Annotated in this window: 14 protein-coding genes, 4 tRNA genes and 2 rRNA genes (1 of these 20 cut by a window edge); 15 read left to right on the forward strand and 5 right to left on the reverse strand. The window is 49.9% G+C overall.

Going from position 1 to position 15632, the window contains the following annotated elements; translation table 11 throughout:
* Window positions 1–1105 (forward strand): 23S ribosomal RNA (locus BUQ98_RS11770); it begins 1785 nt to the left of the window's first position.
* 86 nt (window positions 1106–1191) lie between these two features.
* Window positions 1192–1307: ribosomal RNA gene (rrf, locus tag BUQ98_RS11775) — 5S ribosomal RNA — on the forward strand.
* Between the two features lie 324 nt (window positions 1308–1631).
* Here rrf and BUQ98_RS11780 read toward each other — a convergent pair.
* The 4 genes from BUQ98_RS11780 to BUQ98_RS11795 form a co-directional block, all read right to left on the reverse strand.
* Window positions 1632–4217: a family 20 glycosylhydrolase gene (locus BUQ98_RS11780; protein ID WP_074213994.1), complete on the reverse strand. Its 2586-nt coding sequence runs from the start codon at window positions 4215–4217 to the stop codon at window positions 1632–1634.
* 199 nt (window positions 4218–4416) lie between these two features.
* A complete protein-coding gene (locus BUQ98_RS11785; protein WP_074213995.1) occupies window positions 4417–5061 on the reverse strand; it encodes a nicotinamidase in 645 nt (214 codons plus the stop codon).
* Window positions 5062–5073: 12 nt separating this feature from the next.
* Complete coding sequence (gene pssA / locus BUQ98_RS11790; RefSeq protein WP_074213996.1) at window positions 5074–6423, reverse strand: CDP-diacylglycerol--serine O-phosphatidyltransferase; 1350 nt, start codon at window positions 6421–6423, stop codon at window positions 5074–5076.
* Between the two features lie 119 nt (window positions 6424–6542).
* On the reverse strand, window positions 6543–6965 hold the full coding sequence (locus BUQ98_RS11795; RefSeq protein WP_074213997.1) for a GNAT family N-acetyltransferase: 423 nt from the start codon (window positions 6963–6965) through the stop codon (window positions 6543–6545).
* Between the two features lie 75 nt (window positions 6966–7040).
* Between BUQ98_RS11795 and murB the strand changes: the two genes are divergently transcribed.
* Both murB and birA read left to right on the forward strand, forming a co-directional pair.
* Window positions 7041–8075 (forward strand): UDP-N-acetylmuramate dehydrogenase, encoded by a 1035-nt coding sequence (murB, locus tag BUQ98_RS11800; protein ID WP_074213998.1) that lies wholly within the window; start codon window positions 7041–7043, stop codon window positions 8073–8075.
* The gene (gene birA, locus BUQ98_RS11805) at window positions 8072–9040 is read left to right on the forward strand and encodes a bifunctional biotin--[acetyl-CoA-carboxylase] ligase/biotin operon repressor BirA (RefSeq protein WP_074213999.1); all 969 of its coding nucleotides are present in this window, start codon (window positions 8072–8074) and stop codon (window positions 9038–9040) included. The genes murB and birA overlap by 4 nt, the downstream gene beginning before the upstream one ends.
* Window positions 9041–9042: 2 nt before the next feature.
* Here the strand turns inward: birA and coaA are convergent, their stop codons facing one another.
* Entirely contained in the window at window positions 9043–9981 is a 939-nt protein-coding gene (coaA, locus tag BUQ98_RS11810) for a type I pantothenate kinase (protein WP_074214000.1), read from the reverse strand.
* A gap of 209 nt (window positions 9982–10190) precedes the next feature.
* On the opposite strand from coaA, the gene BUQ98_RS11815 reads away from it, so the two are divergent.
* The 11 genes from BUQ98_RS11815 (at window position 10191) to rplL (ending at window position 15402) form a co-directional block, all read left to right on the forward strand.
* Window positions 10191–10266, forward strand: a tRNA-Thr gene (locus BUQ98_RS11815).
* A gap of 7 nt (window positions 10267–10273) precedes the next feature.
* Window positions 10274–10358 (forward strand) — tRNA-Tyr (locus BUQ98_RS11820).
* A gap of 37 nt (window positions 10359–10395) precedes the next feature.
* A tRNA-Gly gene (locus BUQ98_RS11825) sits at window positions 10396–10470 on the forward strand.
* A 13-nt stretch (window positions 10471–10483) separates the two neighbouring features.
* Window positions 10484–10559: transfer RNA gene (locus BUQ98_RS11830), tRNA-Thr, on the forward strand.
* 104 nt (window positions 10560–10663) lie between these two features.
* Window positions 10664–11848: an elongation factor Tu gene (gene tuf / locus BUQ98_RS11835; protein ID WP_074214001.1), complete on the forward strand. Its 1185-nt coding sequence runs from the start codon at window positions 10664–10666 to the stop codon at window positions 11846–11848.
* A gap of 226 nt (window positions 11849–12074) precedes the next feature.
* Complete coding sequence (gene secE / locus BUQ98_RS11840) at window positions 12075–12446, forward strand: preprotein translocase subunit SecE (RefSeq protein ID WP_025744448.1); 372 nt, start codon at window positions 12075–12077, stop codon at window positions 12444–12446.
* An 11-nt stretch (window positions 12447–12457) separates the two neighbouring features.
* Window positions 12458–13003 (forward strand): transcription termination/antitermination protein NusG, encoded by a 546-nt coding sequence (gene nusG / locus BUQ98_RS11845; RefSeq protein WP_074214002.1) that lies wholly within the window; start codon window positions 12458–12460, stop codon window positions 13001–13003.
* 122 nt (window positions 13004–13125) lie between these two features.
* On the forward strand, window positions 13126–13554 hold the full coding sequence (rplK, locus tag BUQ98_RS11850) for a 50S ribosomal protein L11 (RefSeq protein ID WP_025674743.1): 429 nt from the start codon (window positions 13126–13128) through the stop codon (window positions 13552–13554).
* A gap of 4 nt (window positions 13555–13558) precedes the next feature.
* The gene (rplA, locus tag BUQ98_RS11855; RefSeq protein WP_074214003.1) at window positions 13559–14263 is read left to right on the forward strand and encodes a 50S ribosomal protein L1; all 705 of its coding nucleotides are present in this window, start codon (window positions 13559–13561) and stop codon (window positions 14261–14263) included.
* Between the two features lie 224 nt (window positions 14264–14487).
* Entirely contained in the window at window positions 14488–14976 is a 489-nt protein-coding gene (gene rplJ / locus BUQ98_RS11860) for a 50S ribosomal protein L10 (protein ID WP_074214004.1), read from the forward strand.
* 57 nt (window positions 14977–15033) lie between these two features.
* Window positions 15034–15402: a 50S ribosomal protein L7/L12 gene (gene rplL / locus BUQ98_RS11865; protein WP_074214005.1), complete on the forward strand. Its 369-nt coding sequence runs from the start codon at window positions 15034–15036 to the stop codon at window positions 15400–15402.
* Window positions 15403–15632: the final 230 nt, after the last annotated feature.

Consider the following 15632-nt stretch of genomic DNA (forward strand, 5'->3'; position numbering starts at 1 on the left):
CAAAATCGAAAGATGACGTATACGGTGTGACGCCTGCCCGGTGCCGGAAGGTTAATTGATGTGGTTATCGCAAGAGAAGCCATTGATCGAAGCCCCGGTAAACGGCGGCCGTAACTATAACGGTCCTAAGGTAGCGAAATTCCTTGTCGGGTAAGTTCCGACCTGCACGAATGGCGTAATGATGGCCACGCTGTCTCCACCCGAGACTCAGTGAAATTGAAATCGCAGTGAAGATGCTGTGTACCCGCGGCTAGACGGAAAGACCCCGTGAACCTTTACTACAGCTTGGCACTGAACATTGAGCCTACATGTGTAGGATAGGTGGGAGGCTTTGAAACGGCGACGCCAGTTGTCGTGGAGCCAACCTTGAAATACCACCCTTGTATGTTTGATGTTCTAACTTAGCCCCCTTATCGGGGGTGAGGACAGTGCCTGGTGGGTAGTTTGACTGGGGCGGTCTCCTCCCAAAGAGTAACGGAGGAGCACGAAGGTGGGCTAATCACGGTCGGACATCGTGAGGTTAGTGCAATGGCATAAGCCCGCTTAACTGCGAGAGTGACGGCTCGAGCAGGTACGAAAGTAGGTCATAGTGATCCGGTGGTTCTGAATGGAAGGGCCATCGCTCAACGGATAAAAGGTACTCCGGGGATAACAGGCTGATACCGCCCAAGAGTTCATATCGACGGCGGTGTTTGGCACCTCGATGTCGGCTCATCACATCCTGGGGCTGAAGTCGGTCCCAAGGGTATGGCTGTTCGCCATTTAAAGTGGTACGCGAGCTGGGTTTAGAACGTCGTGAGACAGTTCGGTCCCTATCTGCCGTGGGCGTTGGATGATTGAGGGGAGCTGCTCCTAGTACGAGAGGACCGGAGTGGACGAACCGCTGGTGTTCGGGTTGTGTCGCCAGACGCATTGCCCGGTAGCTAAGTTCGGCACAGATAAGCGCTGAAAGCATCTAAGCGCGAAGCTGGCCCCGAGATGAGTCATCCCTAGAGCTTCGAGCTCTCTAAAGGGTTGTCGTAGACTACGACGTTGATAGGCAGGGTGTGTAAGCGCTGTGAGGCGTTGAGCTAACCTGTACTAATTGCCCGTGCGGCTTAACCATACAACACCCAAGAGGTTTTGGGTTGGACTCGAAATAAGCCAGTTGATTGTGGCGAGAACGAACAGCTTTCTAGATTACCGAATTTGCTTGGCGACCATAGCGCTTTGGACCCACCTGACTCCATGCCGAACTCAGTAGTGAAACGAAGCAGCGCCGATGGTAGTGTGGGGTCTCCCCATGTGAGAGTAGGACATCGCCAGGCTTTGATTATAAATTGCGCCTATTGCTTGCGATTTTTGATAGCTGCGATGCTCATGTATTGGCATACATTGTGCGTCTCGCTTCAAAACTCACTGCGCATAGCTCGCAATTTGAGCATCAAAGCTGATTGACGTAAGACTTTGATGAGAAAACACCAAGCCCTGACCTGACGGTCGGGGCTTTTTGTATTTGGAAGGTCAATCAGCGCTGTACGCCTTGCTTCAAAACGCTGCCTGCCAGTAGACACCATACCTACCTAATAATACCTAATAAAAAGCCCCGTCTTGCGACGGGGCTTTGTCTTTTCAGCTGTGTACTAGCTCGATTATTGAATTTTACTGACTCGGCTTACTCGCTCACCTGAAATGGTACGTAGCTGTACTGGAGCACTGACATGAGGGGCGTTCGCCGCATCATAACTCTGCCAGCTGGCGCCATTATCGGTTGAGTACTCAATGGTGAGCCCAGGGAATGGCGAGTTCGCTTTCAATATGCCACTTTCTATCACCCCTCCCGGAACCGGTAAGCGGAAGCCAATACCCTGTTGCTCAAGTTGTGGGAACCAGTAGTTCGCTAACTGATTGGCAAAGAGGTTGTAATCAATGTTGCGCTTGGTTTGATTCGCCTCTTGTCCGGTTTGTGTGCTCGCTTCCCACCCTGCTCGGTGCCAAGCTCGCTCTGCCATGGCGAAGAGACGAGGGAAGGTCATTGATTCAAATTGGCCATCGGAGCGAATGGTTTCACTCCAAATAGATGCCTGTAAACCGAGCACATTTTCTGGACGCGTCAGTGTTTTCACGGTTGCAGCGTCTAGTACCTCTTGTTTGGTGATAGGTGCACCATTGCGCTTTGCATCTGCATTAGCGTAGAGGTCATCGGGCATAAAGCTAAACGTCTTACGCGTATCGGTGAAACGCGGTGCCCAATAGTAGCCACGCTCACTGGGATCAGGCTCATAGGGGTGGTCAAAGTAAAGGTGTGTAGCTTGGTTATAGATAACGCCATAACCATTGTTGGCGAGGTTGTAGGCACGATCGGCAACGCCCCACTCCCAGATATTTTGCCACGCGTTGCCATAGACGTGCTCATTGGAAAGTTGTGCGCGCGGATAGACTTTATTGTTGTGCATTAGGCCATCTTCCCAACCACCGAGATCCAGCTGATGCCGTTGGGTAATATGCGAAATACGCTCAACAAAGTATTGACTCAGATCGTCGACACTGTTTACGCCTGCATCGTTGTCTGCAATAAAGGACTGACATACTGGGGAATCTTTCCAAGCACCGGCAATTTCATCCCCACCAAAGTGGAATGTATTGAGCGGCTGGATGTCTCGATGGATATCCACTAACGCGTTAACCACCGTATCGACGAAGCGATAACTGGATTCCATACAGACATTCATCGCGTTGTCGGTAAACATTTGTACGGATAGGTATTGCGTATCGTCTTCAAAGTCAGTGAGCAAGTATTCTTTGGCTTTTACTTCATCGTCTTGTGCCATGAACTTGTGGTAACGCGCTTCCATCGCTTTGATGGCAGCGTGCGCGTGACCCGGCATATCCACTTCAGGGATAACAGTGATATTGAGTGCATCCGCTTTACGTAAGATAGCTTGATAATCTTCCGTGGTGTAATACCCGTCTGATGCCTCCGTGCCGTCTGGTCCTGCACCTAAGAAGGGCAACACACAGCTCGTTTCTGACACATCATGACAGCGCTTGCTACCGATTTCGGCCAGCTCAGGGAGGGCGGGGATCTCAATACGCCATGCTTCATCATCACTGAGACGTAAATGCAGTTTGTTGAGCTTCAGTGCAGCCATTTGATCGAGTAACTTTAAGACGGCCTCTTTACTACGGAAGTTACGTGCTGCATCCACAGACAGGCCACGATAGGCAAAGCGTGGTGCGTCAGTTAGCGTTACCGCCTTGAGTGTGTTGCCAGCTTTGAGTTGCAGTAAGCTTTGTGCGGCATATAAGGCACCCGCTTCATCAGGGGCGTCAATCTCAATACGTTGTTGCGCAGGCTGGATATCTAAGCGATACGCTTCATGCCATTGGTCATTGTCCTTGAGCGTTACTTTTCCCCAGCCAACATGAATGATTTTTTGGTTGGTGGGTGCCCAGTCAGTTGCTGAGATTCCCAGTTGAGCGGCGAGCCACTGCGCTTGTGCTTGATAACCATTGTCATACACTACTGTCCACTCGCTATCGAGGGTGACATGACCATCTTTCTCCACGCGGCTGGCAGGCGTCGGCAACACCTGTCCTTGCGTATCCACCAACGACAAATCGGCGTTACGTACATAGCGCTGCTCGGCAGTGAAGGGGTCATAGTGATCGGTCAGTGCGCCGCCGTAGCGTTTCCACTGTGCGGGGGAGTCAAAGTCACCGACAAAGGTAAGCTCCTCATCCGGCTTGGTGGGTACCTGGCCATTTTTGTGGTTACTGGTACTGGCAATTAACGCGGTATGAGTACCCGATTCGTCGTCTGACGCTAAATACCAGTTGGGCATAATATCGGATTTAGCTACTTGCCAATCAGAGGCATTAAAGCCAACTACTAATTGGTCACCGGGTGCAAGCGGCACAAAGGCACCTGTGGGTTCGAGTTTAAACAGATCACCGTTAACGTGCGAGACCTTAAGTTGATCGGTGTCGATCGATTTGATCATGCGGATATGGCTGAAATAAATCGCCCAGCCCGTTTTGGGGAGTGTCTGGGCACTTTGGTTAGTAAAGGCGACGTTGCCGGTGAAAGAGCGCCAGTCATCTTGCGTATTATCAAGCACTTGGTATTGAACATCGAGACCATTACCTAGGGCATCAAGTTGAGATGGGGGCATCGCCCAGGCGGTGCTACATAACGATGCGCCGATCAAAAGACCGAGAGTTGTACGTTTGAGCATACTATCCTCCAAACTTATTTTTTATTGTAAAAATAGTTAAGGAGACATTAGAGGATAGAGGGAATTAAACCTAGTAAACTTGACGTTTAAAACGGAGAACTGTCTAGCCGATCAAGCTTATATGTCGATTTATGGGGAATGTTGCATCTAAAGATAGAGTAATATCGCAGCGAATGACTTAGTCTCGCTGCGGTGTGAATTAACGGGGCAGCAAACAGCTAAGAGCAAGTTGATTATCAACAAGTCGGATCCCTACTGCAAGCATTTCATCGCAAGCGGAAGCAATAGTATTCGGGTCAATACCTCGGCATGCAGAAAGATTAACGATTACCTCAAAGCGGCCGCGTTTTTTCAATTGAATAGCGGTGATTTTGACGCAGTAATCGGTTGCCAAGCCCCCGACAATCACGGTGTCGACCTCTTGGCTATGCAGCCACTCGATCAGCCCTGTACTCAGCTTTTCTTCAATATCATGAAAGCAGGCACCGTAAGGATGAAGATCAGGCTCAACGCCTTTCCAAACTACATAGTCGTATTCTGTGACTGAGGGCAAGTCGTCAATGGTTTCAAACCCCTTGGTGCCGGGCACAGCATGCTTGACCCAAGTGAGATCAGCGTTTTTATGTGGCAAAGGTTGCAGCATTTTAGCTGCATCATCAACAACCCAGATAGCATTCGCGGGATGAGCATCTTTTGTTAATACACGCAAATCAGCCAATGTTGCTTGCTCATTCAGTGCCGGTCCAAGGGTATCGCCCTCGGGAACCGGCAGTTCGTTGGGACACTGAGGTGTAAAGGTTCGTTGTGCGTCCACATCAATAGCTGCAATATTGGCCTGTTTCATCGCGGTCGTTACCTAGAGTATCTGATTCAGTAAGTGATCAGCCCGGACACGTTTTATACGCTTTAGCAGACGCTTTACTGGAGCCGGGTAGTCTTCCATCTTTTCGATATGCTTATAGCTACCCACTAACTGGGTATGCGCCAAAATCTTGTCCACTTCTTGCTGCTTCTGCTCTTCGAGTTGGTGGTGTTTATCATGAATTAAGATGGCATTTTCTAAGTCAAGCTTCCACGCGCGTGGGTTAAGGTTATTTCCCGTCAGCAACATATATTGACGATCGACCCAAATTCCTTTCAGGTGGAAGCTGTTGTCATCATGCTTCCAAATATGGATGTTTAACTGGCGTTTCGCAATGGCTGCTTCATTGCGCCGAGCGAAGTTACGCAGATTAACCTCATAGAGGTAAGGTAAGGCCGAAATGGTCTTAAAGGGTGCTTCTGGCGGCGAGTAAAAGTCATTCGCCGTTTTGTCACCCACGATAATACTCACCGTCACGCCACGACGAAGCGCGCGGCGGATTTGGCGAACGACACTGCGTGGTGGATTAAAATACGGGGTACAAATAACCAGTTCATCGTGGGCGCTGGCAATCAGGTGACAGATATAGCGGTTGAGTTTGTTTTTGCGTTTGCCCAATCCGACCATGGGCGTCAGTCCGACTTGGTTTTCGCTAACTGGCTCATCCTCATAGCGGTAACTGGCGCGCTGTAGCTGTCCGCGAAACTCGCGAATACTGGGTTTGAGCGCTTTACTGTTTGGACGGTCAGGTGACGTGAGGCAATTAACTGCGCTATCAGCGATCAGGGTGTTAACAATAAAATCTGCCATCGTATCGGCGAGCTTTTTATTCGCCAGTACATGATAGCGGTCGTAGCGGTATCTATCGTGCTGCGCAAGATAGACATCATTCAGGCTGGCACCGCTGTAGAGTACCTTGTTATCAAAAACAAAGCCTTTTAAGTGCAGCACACCAAAGACTTCTCGGTTTCTGACCGGTACGCCTAACACCTCTATTTTATGGGGATAGCGCTCGGCATAGGCGCGATATAATCCCGCATTGCCGTCAGATTGCTTCGCTCCAATCAAGCCTCTTTGTGCGCGATGCCAGTCGACCAAGACTTTGATATCAAGGGCTGGGTTGGCTTGTTTTGCTTCATACAGCGCATCAAGCACGCTGCGGCCAGCTTCATCATCTTGCAGGTACAGGGCAACCAGATAAATACGTGACGTGGCTTTTTTGATTTCGCTAAGGAGCCGTTCTCTAAACGAGACCGCGTCCAATAAGGTTTCGAGATTGGCTGGCTGATGCGCAATGGTGGGCAAGCGGTCAATAAGCTGCCGATTTGCGTTCGCTGAATCCATTGTTACCTCTTGTTGTTCGACGGCCAGAGTCGAGCGTTTGATGCTAAACCCTGAATTATACCAGACATTGGGTCAAGCCACGGATCTCTACGCGGCGGCTTTGTTGTCAATGTCACGCTTTAGGTGTGTCGCATCGCGACCAAGTCTTTGCCACTTTGACAGTAGCTTCGGTATCGGGAGGCCAAGTCATCAGGTAAATCGTGACTGTCGGCACAGATAAAGCCGTGCTGCGCGTACAACGTAGTCAGTGGTCGAAATGCTAAGCAAAAGCTTGGGCGCTGCGCGAGAATGGGCTGAACGGCGTCGAGAAGATGATGGCTTAACCCCGTCCCTCGCAAATGTGGGTGCAGCAACATGCCCGTGAGTAGTTGGTAGTCTTGACGCTGTTGAAAGCGTACCGCTCCACATATGCCGTTGGGTGCATCAATGACCCAAATCAGCTCGTCCTTTTTCGGTTTACCGGGCGGATAGTGGGTTTTATAAAATCGAGCGACCAGCGGAAACCGTAACGGCTCGAGCGAGTGAATGTGGTAATTATCCATAGCCTAATAGATGCGCAATACGAGCAGGACAGGTAGTATACCTATCCATGATTTTTCTGACAGCGTAATGCATTGATGAAGTGGTTATCTGATGTGTCTTTGACACCCCATCACACCTTTGGCTTACCCGCCCACGCTCATGCGATCGCGGAAGCGCACACTGTGGTGGACTTATATGCTATTTGGCAGCATCCTGACTTCCTTGCGCTCCCCAAGCTAGTGGTGGGAGAGGGCAGCAATCTGCTTTTTTGCCAAGACTTCCAGGGCGTGGTGGTGCTGAATCGCCTTACTGGCGTGTCGGTTGATGACCATGCGGATCATACGATATTACATGTCGGGGCTGGTGAGTCCTGGCACGACTTGGTCGCCTGGAGTATTGATAATGATCTGCCCGGGCTTGAAAACCTCGCACTCATCCCAGGTTGTGTGGGGGCGGCACCGATTCAAAACATCGGTGCATACGGCGTCGAGTTTTGTGAGCGTTGTGCCTATGTTGATATCCTCAACCCTGTGACACAAGAAATGCGTCGCCTGACGCGCGATGACTGCCAATTTGGCTACCGTGATTCGATCTTCAAAACCTCTGCCCTGCAAGGGTGGGTGATCACCCAAGTGGGATTTCGCTTAACCAAAGCGTGGCAGCCGATACTTAAGTATGGCGCTTTAGCGGAGTTAGAGAGCGAACACGCGACACCCCGTGCGATTTTTGATGCGGTTTGTGCCATTCGCCAAGCCAAGTTGCCTGACCCACGTGTGTGTGGTAATGCGGGCAGTTTCTTCAAAAACCCGGTGATTGAGGCGCGCCAAGCAAATGCATTGCAAACCCGTTATCCCGAGATGCCTATGTACCCGGCTGGTGAGGGGAAAGCGAAGCTTGCGGCAGGCTGGTTAATTGAACAATGTGGCTTGAAGGGGGCGAAACAAGGTGGTGCGCGTGTCCATTCTAAGCAAGCGTTAGTGCTGACTAATGCCGATCACGCAACCAGCCAAGACGTCGTTAGACTCGCAAAACGCGTGGTCAATGAAGTGCAGGCTCGGTTTGGTGTGACGTTGCACCATGAAGTGCGCTTTATGGGCGCACAGGGTGAAACTTCCTTGGAGGCGCAATGAGCAGTGCACATAGCGCAAGGTTAGCCCTTATCGGCCGTTTATCCGATGGTGAATTCCACTCAGGCGAAATGCTCGGTGAGAGTTTGGGTATGAGCCGAGCGGCGGTCAGTAAGCACATTAAAGTATTGCAATCCTGGGGGTTAGATATCTATCGGGTGCAAGGGAAAGGATACTGTCTATCGCAACCGATAGAACTCCTTGATGAAGCTTGGCTTTGCCAGCAAACGTCAGCGCCTTCACTTTCTGTGATCCCAGTGATTGACTCGACTAACCAGCATTTGATGGACAGAGTGGGGACGCTCGATGTGGGGAGTGTCTGTCTTGCTGAATACCAGCAGCAAGGACGGGGCCGCCGTGGTCGTACTTGGCAGTCTCCCTTTGGCAGTAACCTGTACCTGTCTATGTATTGGCGTTTAGATGCCGGCCCTGCGGCCGCGATGGGCCTCAGTCTTGTCGTTGGCGTGGCGATGACCCGGGCTCTGCACGAACTAGGTGCGCGGGATGTCAGAGTGAAATGGCCGAATGATCTTTATTATCAGGATAAAAAGCTCGCGGGTATTTTGGTCGAAATGACAGGTCAAACGGGTGATGCTGCTCACCTTGTGATTGGTATGGGGTTGAATATCGGCATGGGCGCACATCTGAATAGCTGTATCGATCAGCCGTGGGCCAAACTGGCAGATGCCTGTTCGCCTATGCCGTCTCGAAATACTCTCGCGGCGACCTTGATACGTTGTCTTAAAGAGGCTCTTATCGACTATGAACAGCAAGGGCTTGGGAGTATCATGGCTGACTGGCCACGGCTTGATAATTTTATCGATCGCCCTGTAAAGCTCTTAATGGGTGAGCGCCAAGTGCAAGGTATCGAACGTGGCATTGATCAGCATGGCGCGTTACTGCTTGAGGTGGATGGAAACATTACGCCCTATTTAGGGGGAGAAATCTCGCTAAGGCGCAATGATTAGGTTTATTTACGGACGCGAACACGCTGAACGGAATGGTTGGCTCCTTTTTCTAATACCAAGCTCGCTCGTTCACGGGTTGGTAAGATATTTTCAAATAAATTTTTACCGTTAATTTCATCCCAAATTGTCGCGGCTTTATCGGCCGCTTCCTCAACGGATAAACGCGTGTAATGATGAAAATAAGCTTGTGGGTCAAGGAAGGCTCCGCGCCGAAACTTCATAAAGCGCTCCATATACCAGTGCTTGAGTAGTGCAGGTTCGGCATCCACATAAATAGAGAAATCGAGGAAATCAGAGATAAACACATGGTGTGGATCGTGAGGATAGTCCATGCCACTTTGCAGCACATTCAGCCCTTCCAAGATCAAAATATCAGGCTTCTCCACGTTTTGTACTTCAGAGGTAATGTCGTAAACAAGGTGGGAGTAAATCGGGGCGGTGACACAGTCTTTGCCTGATTTGACGTCAGCCACAAACTCAACCAGCTTGCGCATGTTATAAGACTGCGGGAAGCCCTTTTTATGCATGATGCCGCGTGATTCTAGCTCAGCGTTAGGATACAAAAAGCCATCAGTGGTCACGAGTGCAACTTTAGGATGGTCAGGCCATCGTGTCAGCAGGGCTTTTAAAAGACGTGCGGTGGTGCTTTTACCCACGGCGACGCTGCCTGCGATGCCAATCACATAAGGCACATGATTGGACACTGGCTGAGAAAGAAACTCGTCAAGCACTTCTGTGCGGCTTTTGCGCGCTTTGACATAGAGATTCAGTAGCCGAGACAAGGGGAGATAGACATCTCGCACTTCGTCCATGGACAAGTGTTCGTTAAGGCCGCGTAAACGGTCAATGTCTTCTTCGGTAAGCGTCATGGGCACTGCATCCCTCAGTTCAGCCCATTGTTGACGGTCGAACGACAAATAAGGCGTTAGCGTTGCGTTCATGATCCGTGTGCCTTAAACCAGTAAAGAGAGTGACGATACCGCAAACTTACAGGAAGGAAAAGCGTTCGCCCGGCTGTAACAAGGCTAGGGTTGGTTACTTTCCCAACAATCACACGAAAAAACACCCAAAAGACGAAAAAATCACCCATTTTTTTAAAATTCCCTATTGCACCCCTCAAATCCATGACATAGAATGCGCAGCACTTGTCGCCGGCTTAGCTCAGTTGGTAGAGCAACTGACTTGTAATCAGTAGGTCGCCAGTTCGATTCCGGCAGCCGGCACCAAAATTTAGGTGGAATTCCCGAGTGGTCAAAGGGATCAGACTGTAAATCTGACGGCTCAGCCTTCGAAGGTTCGAATCCTTCTTCCACCACCATTTTCAAATTGTTTGAATAGCTCTACGAGTAACGATTGCGGGCATCGTATAATGGCTATTACCTCAGCCTTCCAAGCTGATGATGCGGGTTCGATTCCCGCTGCCCGCTCCACTCTTTATAGAGTGCTGATATAGCTCAGTCGGTAGAGCGCACCCTTGGTAAGGGTGAGGTCGGCAGTTCAAATCTGCCTATCAGCACCATCCTCTCCAAGGTAACTTCAAGCCGTTTGATATATACTCAACAAACCTGATTGTTGGTTGTGTGGTCGTAATGCCACCGAAATACCGTGCTTAGAGGGACTGTCATGTCTAAAGAAAAATTTGAACGTACGAAAACGCACGTTAACGTTGGTACTATTGGCCACGTTGACCATGGTAAAACTACGCTGACCGCTGCTATCTGTACGGTACTTGCAAAAGTACACGGCGGTGCTGCGCGTGACTTCGCGTCAATCGATAACGCACCAGAAGAGCGTGATCGTGGTATCACCATCGCGACGTCTCACGTTGAGTACGATACCCCAAACCGCCACTACGCACACGTAGATTGCCCAGGACACGCTGACTATGTGAAAAACATGATCACCGGTGCTGCGCAAATGGACGGTGGTATCCTGGTTGTTGCAGCGACTGATGGCCCAATGCCACAGACGCGTGAGCACATCCTGCTAGGCCGTCAGGTAGGCATTCCAAACATCCTCGTGTTCATGAACAAATGTGACATGGTTGATGATGAAGAGCTGCTTGAGCTGGTTGAAATGGAAGTCCGTGAGCTGCTTTCAGAGTACGACTTCCCAGGAGACGACTGCCCAGTAATTCAAGGTTCTGCACTGGGTGCATTGAACGGCGAAGAGCAGTGGGAGCAGAAGATTGTTGAGCTAGCAGAAGCCCTGGATTCTTACATTCCAGAGCCAGAGCGCGCAATCGACAAGCCGTTCATCCTGCCAATCGAAGACGTATTCTCAATCCAAGGCCGTGGTACTGTAGTAACTGGTCGTGTTGAGCAAGGCATCATCACCGTGGGTGACGACGTTGAAATCGTGGGCATGAAAGACACCACCAAGACCACTTGTACCGGTGTTGAGATGTTCCGCAAGCTTCTAGACGAAGGCCGTGCAGGTGAGAACGTTGGTGTTCTTCTGCGTGGTACTAAGCGTGACGAAGTAGAGCGTGGTCAAGTACTGGCGAAGCCTGGTTCAATCACCCCGCATACCAAGTTCGAGTCAGAAGTCTACGTACTAGGTAAAGACGAAGGTGGCCGTCATACGCCGTTCTTCAAAGGCTATCGTCCACAGTTCTACTTCCGTACAACTGACGTGACCGGTACTATCGAGCTGCCAGAAGGCGTTGAGATGGTGATGCCTGGTGACAACATCAAGATGGTTGTTACGCTCATCGCACCTATCGCGATGGACGAAGGTCTACGTTTTGCTATCCGTGAAGGTGGCCGTACTGTAGGCGCTGGTGTTGTTGCCAATATCGTTGAATAATGATTTGACGAAACACTAGTAAAAAGGGCATCATTTGATGCCCTTTTTCTGCGTTTGACGCTCCTATTGGTGTGATTTTGGCCAGCAGCAGTCAGCAAGCGCAGAGTTTAGTGATCGTATCGTGCTTGATTGCAGCGTTATGATCACCGCGTGCCTTTGCCAAACACCGAGCGTGTTCGGCTGAAAAGGCACTGCCGTCTATGTAGACTTGTTACAGGTAGAATGTATGAAAGCGAACGCTGAGACCCAATCCGGCTCGATGGACATCCTAAAATGGGGTGTTGTTTTTGTCCTATTGGCCGCAGCCGTGGTAGGGAATAGCCTGTACAGTGACGTGTCTGTGGTAGTGCGAGCTGCTGCTGTAGTGGTACTGGTTGCCGCTGCAGGTGGTGTAGCTGCACTCACGATGAAAGGAAAAGCTGCGATCACGTTTGCACGCGAATCGCGTATGGAAGTACGTAAAGTGATTTGGCCAACTCGCCAAGAAACTTTACAAACCTCTCTCATCGTTCTGGCTGTTACTGTCGTTATGGCGCTCATCTTGTGGGGCGTTGACGGGATCATGGTCCGTCTAGTCCGCCTAATCACTGGCGTGTGAGGTAAAAGTACATGAGCGAAGCTCCCAAAAAACGTTGGTATGTGGTCCAGGCTTTCTCTGGTTTTGAAAGTCGTGTCGCACAGTCATTGCGCGAACATATCAAAATGCACGAAATGGAAGACTATTTCGGGGAAGTCTTGGTGCCAACCGAAGAAGTGGTTGAAATGCGCCAGGGACAACGTCGCAAGAGCGAGCGTAAATTCTTCCCAGGTTATGTGCTCGTCCAAATGGTGATGAATGATGAATCTTGGCACTTGGTACGCGGTGTACCACGTGTAATGGGGTTCATCGGTGGCACCTCTGATCGCCCGGCACCCATTTCTGATAAAGAGGCGGATTCTATTCTCAATCGCCTTGAAAAAGCGAGTGAGTCTCCGGTTCATAAAACTGTGTTTGAAGCGGGCGAAGTGGTGCGTGTGACCGAAGGGCCATTTGCAGACTTTAACGGTGTCGTTGAGCAAGTCGACTACGACAAAAACCGAATTAAAGTCTCGGTATCGATTTTCGGTCGAGCCACTCCCGTCGAGCTAGAATTTGGCCAGGTTGAAAAAACCTGATCAAAAAAGCACCGCTAACGGTTGGCAAGGGCGCGAAATTTGACTATAATTTCGCGCCCTTTTGTTAAACGGGAAGTTTATCGAGAGATAAACGTTAGTACCCAAAGTAAGGTAATTGAATAATGGCTAAGAAAGTACAAGCTTACATCAAGCTGCAGGTTGCAGCGGGTGCAGCTAATCCATCGCCACCAGTTGGTCCTGCTCTAGGTCAACATGGTGTGAACATCATGGAGTTCTGTAAAGCGTTTAACGCGAAGACCGAGTCTATCGAGAAAGGTCTGCCGACTCCTGTTGTTATCACTGTATACAGTGACCGTTCTTTCACCTTCGTTACGAAGACGCCGCCAGCGGCGATCCTGCTCAAGAAAGCAGCAGGCGTGAAATCAGGTTCAGGTCGTCCGAACACTGAAAAAGTGGGTACCGTTACTGACGCTCAGATCCAAGAGATCGCAGAAACCAAAGCGGCAGACATGACGGGTGCGGACGTCGAAGCGATGAAACGCTCCATTGCGGGTACTGCCCGTTCAATGGGCCTGAACGTAGAGGGTTAAGACAATGGCTAAAATGACTAAGCGCATGCGCGTAATCCGCGAGAAAGTTGATGTGACCAAAGAGTACGACATCAACGAAGCCGTTGCTCTACTGAAGGAACTGGCAACTGCAAAGTTCGTTGAAAGTGTTGACGTTTCTGTCAACCTTGGCATCGACGCACGTAAATCAGACCAAAACGTTCGTGGCGCGACTGTATTGCCTAACGGTACAGGCCGCGACATCCGTGTTGCTGTGTTCACACAAGGTGCGAATGCTGAAGCAGCAAAAGAAGCTGGTGCTGATATTGTTGGTATGGAAGATCTTGCTGAGCAAGTGAAGAAAGGCGAAATGAACTTTGACGTCGTCGTTGCTTCACCAGACGCCATGCGCGTTGTAGGTCAGCTGGGTACTATCCTTGGTCCACGTGGCCTGATGCCAAACCCGAAAGTGGGTACGGTAACCCCGAACGTTGCTGAAGCGGTTAAAAACGCAAAAGCCGGTCAGGTTCGTTATCGTAATGATAAGAACGGTATCGTTCATACCACTATTGGTAAAGTAGACTTTGACGCAGACAGCCTGAAAGCAAACCTTGAAGCGCTGTTGGTTGCTCTGAAGAAGGCCAAGCCAACTTCAGCAAAAGGAACTTTCATTAAGAAAGTTAGCCTGTCTACCACTATGGGTGCTGGTGTGTCTCTAGACCAGAACTCACTGGAAGCAAGCGTTAACTAATTGCGACAAGCGAGTGAGTAGTTTATACTTGCTCGCTTGACAATTTTATGGCTGAGTTTGTTTCGGCAAACTTCGTCCAAGACCGTAGGCGCTCATAACGAGCTTAATATTTCCTACGTAGACGGTGCCAGAGCATGATCGATTTATTGTCTTTCTTGGATCTGCGCCGTGAAGCTCTCTCCATATGTGGAGAGTGGTGTTAAACAATCCAGGAGCGAATCCAAATGGCTTTAAACCTTCAAGACAAAAAAGCAATTGTTGCTGAAGTCAACGAAGCTGCCAGTGGTGCCCTGTCTGCAGTAGTTGCTGATTCTCGCGGTGTAACCGTGGATGCGATGACTTCTCTACGTAAACAAGCGCGTGAAGCGGGCGTTATCATGAGAGTTGTTCGTAATACACTGGCTCGCCGTGCAGTTGAAGGCACAGACTACGAGTGTCTAAAAGACACGTTTGTTGGCCCAACTCTGATTGCGTTTTCTACTGAGCACCCAGGTGCTGCTGCACGTCTTTTTAAAGACTTCGCAAAGGAAAACAACGAGTTTGAGGTTAAATCTGCTGCATTCGAAGGTACGATCACTGACCCAGAGGTACTGGCGACACTGCCAACGTACGACGAAGCAATTGCTCGCCTAATGATGGGCTTGAAAGAAGCTTCTGCCGGCAAGCTGGTTCGTACTATTGCCGCTGTTCGCGACCAAAAAGAAGCGGCGTAATCGCCCTTTTATATTGGTTGCTTAATCTAATTATTGTTGACTTTAAAGAGAATTGTTATGTCTATCACTAACGAGCAAATCCTAGACGCAGTTGCAGACATGTCTGTAATGCAAGTTGTTGAGCTTATCGAAGCTATGGAAGAAAAATTCGGCGTATCAGCGGCAGCAGCCGTTGTTGCTGGCGGTGCTGCTGAAGGCGGTGCTGTTGAAGAGCAAACCGAATTTGACGTTATCCTAACTGAAGCGGGTGCTAACAAAGTATCTGTTATCAAAGCGGTACGTGGCGCAACCGGTCTAGGCCTGAAAGAAGCGAAAGCGCTTGTTGACGGCGCACCTGCACCTCTGAAAGAAGGTGTTGAGAAAGAAGAAGCTGACGCACTTAAAGCGCAGCTAGAAGAAGCTGGTGCTTCTGTTGAAGTTAAGTAATTTATACTTAATTTCCTAGCCTGAAAGGGCATTGGCTGGTGGCTAAAAAGCCACCGGCCTTTTTGCGCTGTAGGGCAGTAGTGAAATTTTCACCCCGTTTTATCACTGCTGGCCATGCAAAAAAAAATCAAAGCAAGCGCTTTGATTTTCCTACACTAAACGGTGGTTGTTTAGTCACTGTCCCTTGTACTGGACAGTTTGGGTCACTTATCAGCGAGCTGAGGAACCCT

This window comes from Salinivibrio sp. ES.052 (assembly GCF_900141775.1).
Lineage (GTDB): Bacteria > Pseudomonadota > Gammaproteobacteria > Enterobacterales > Vibrionaceae > Salinivibrio.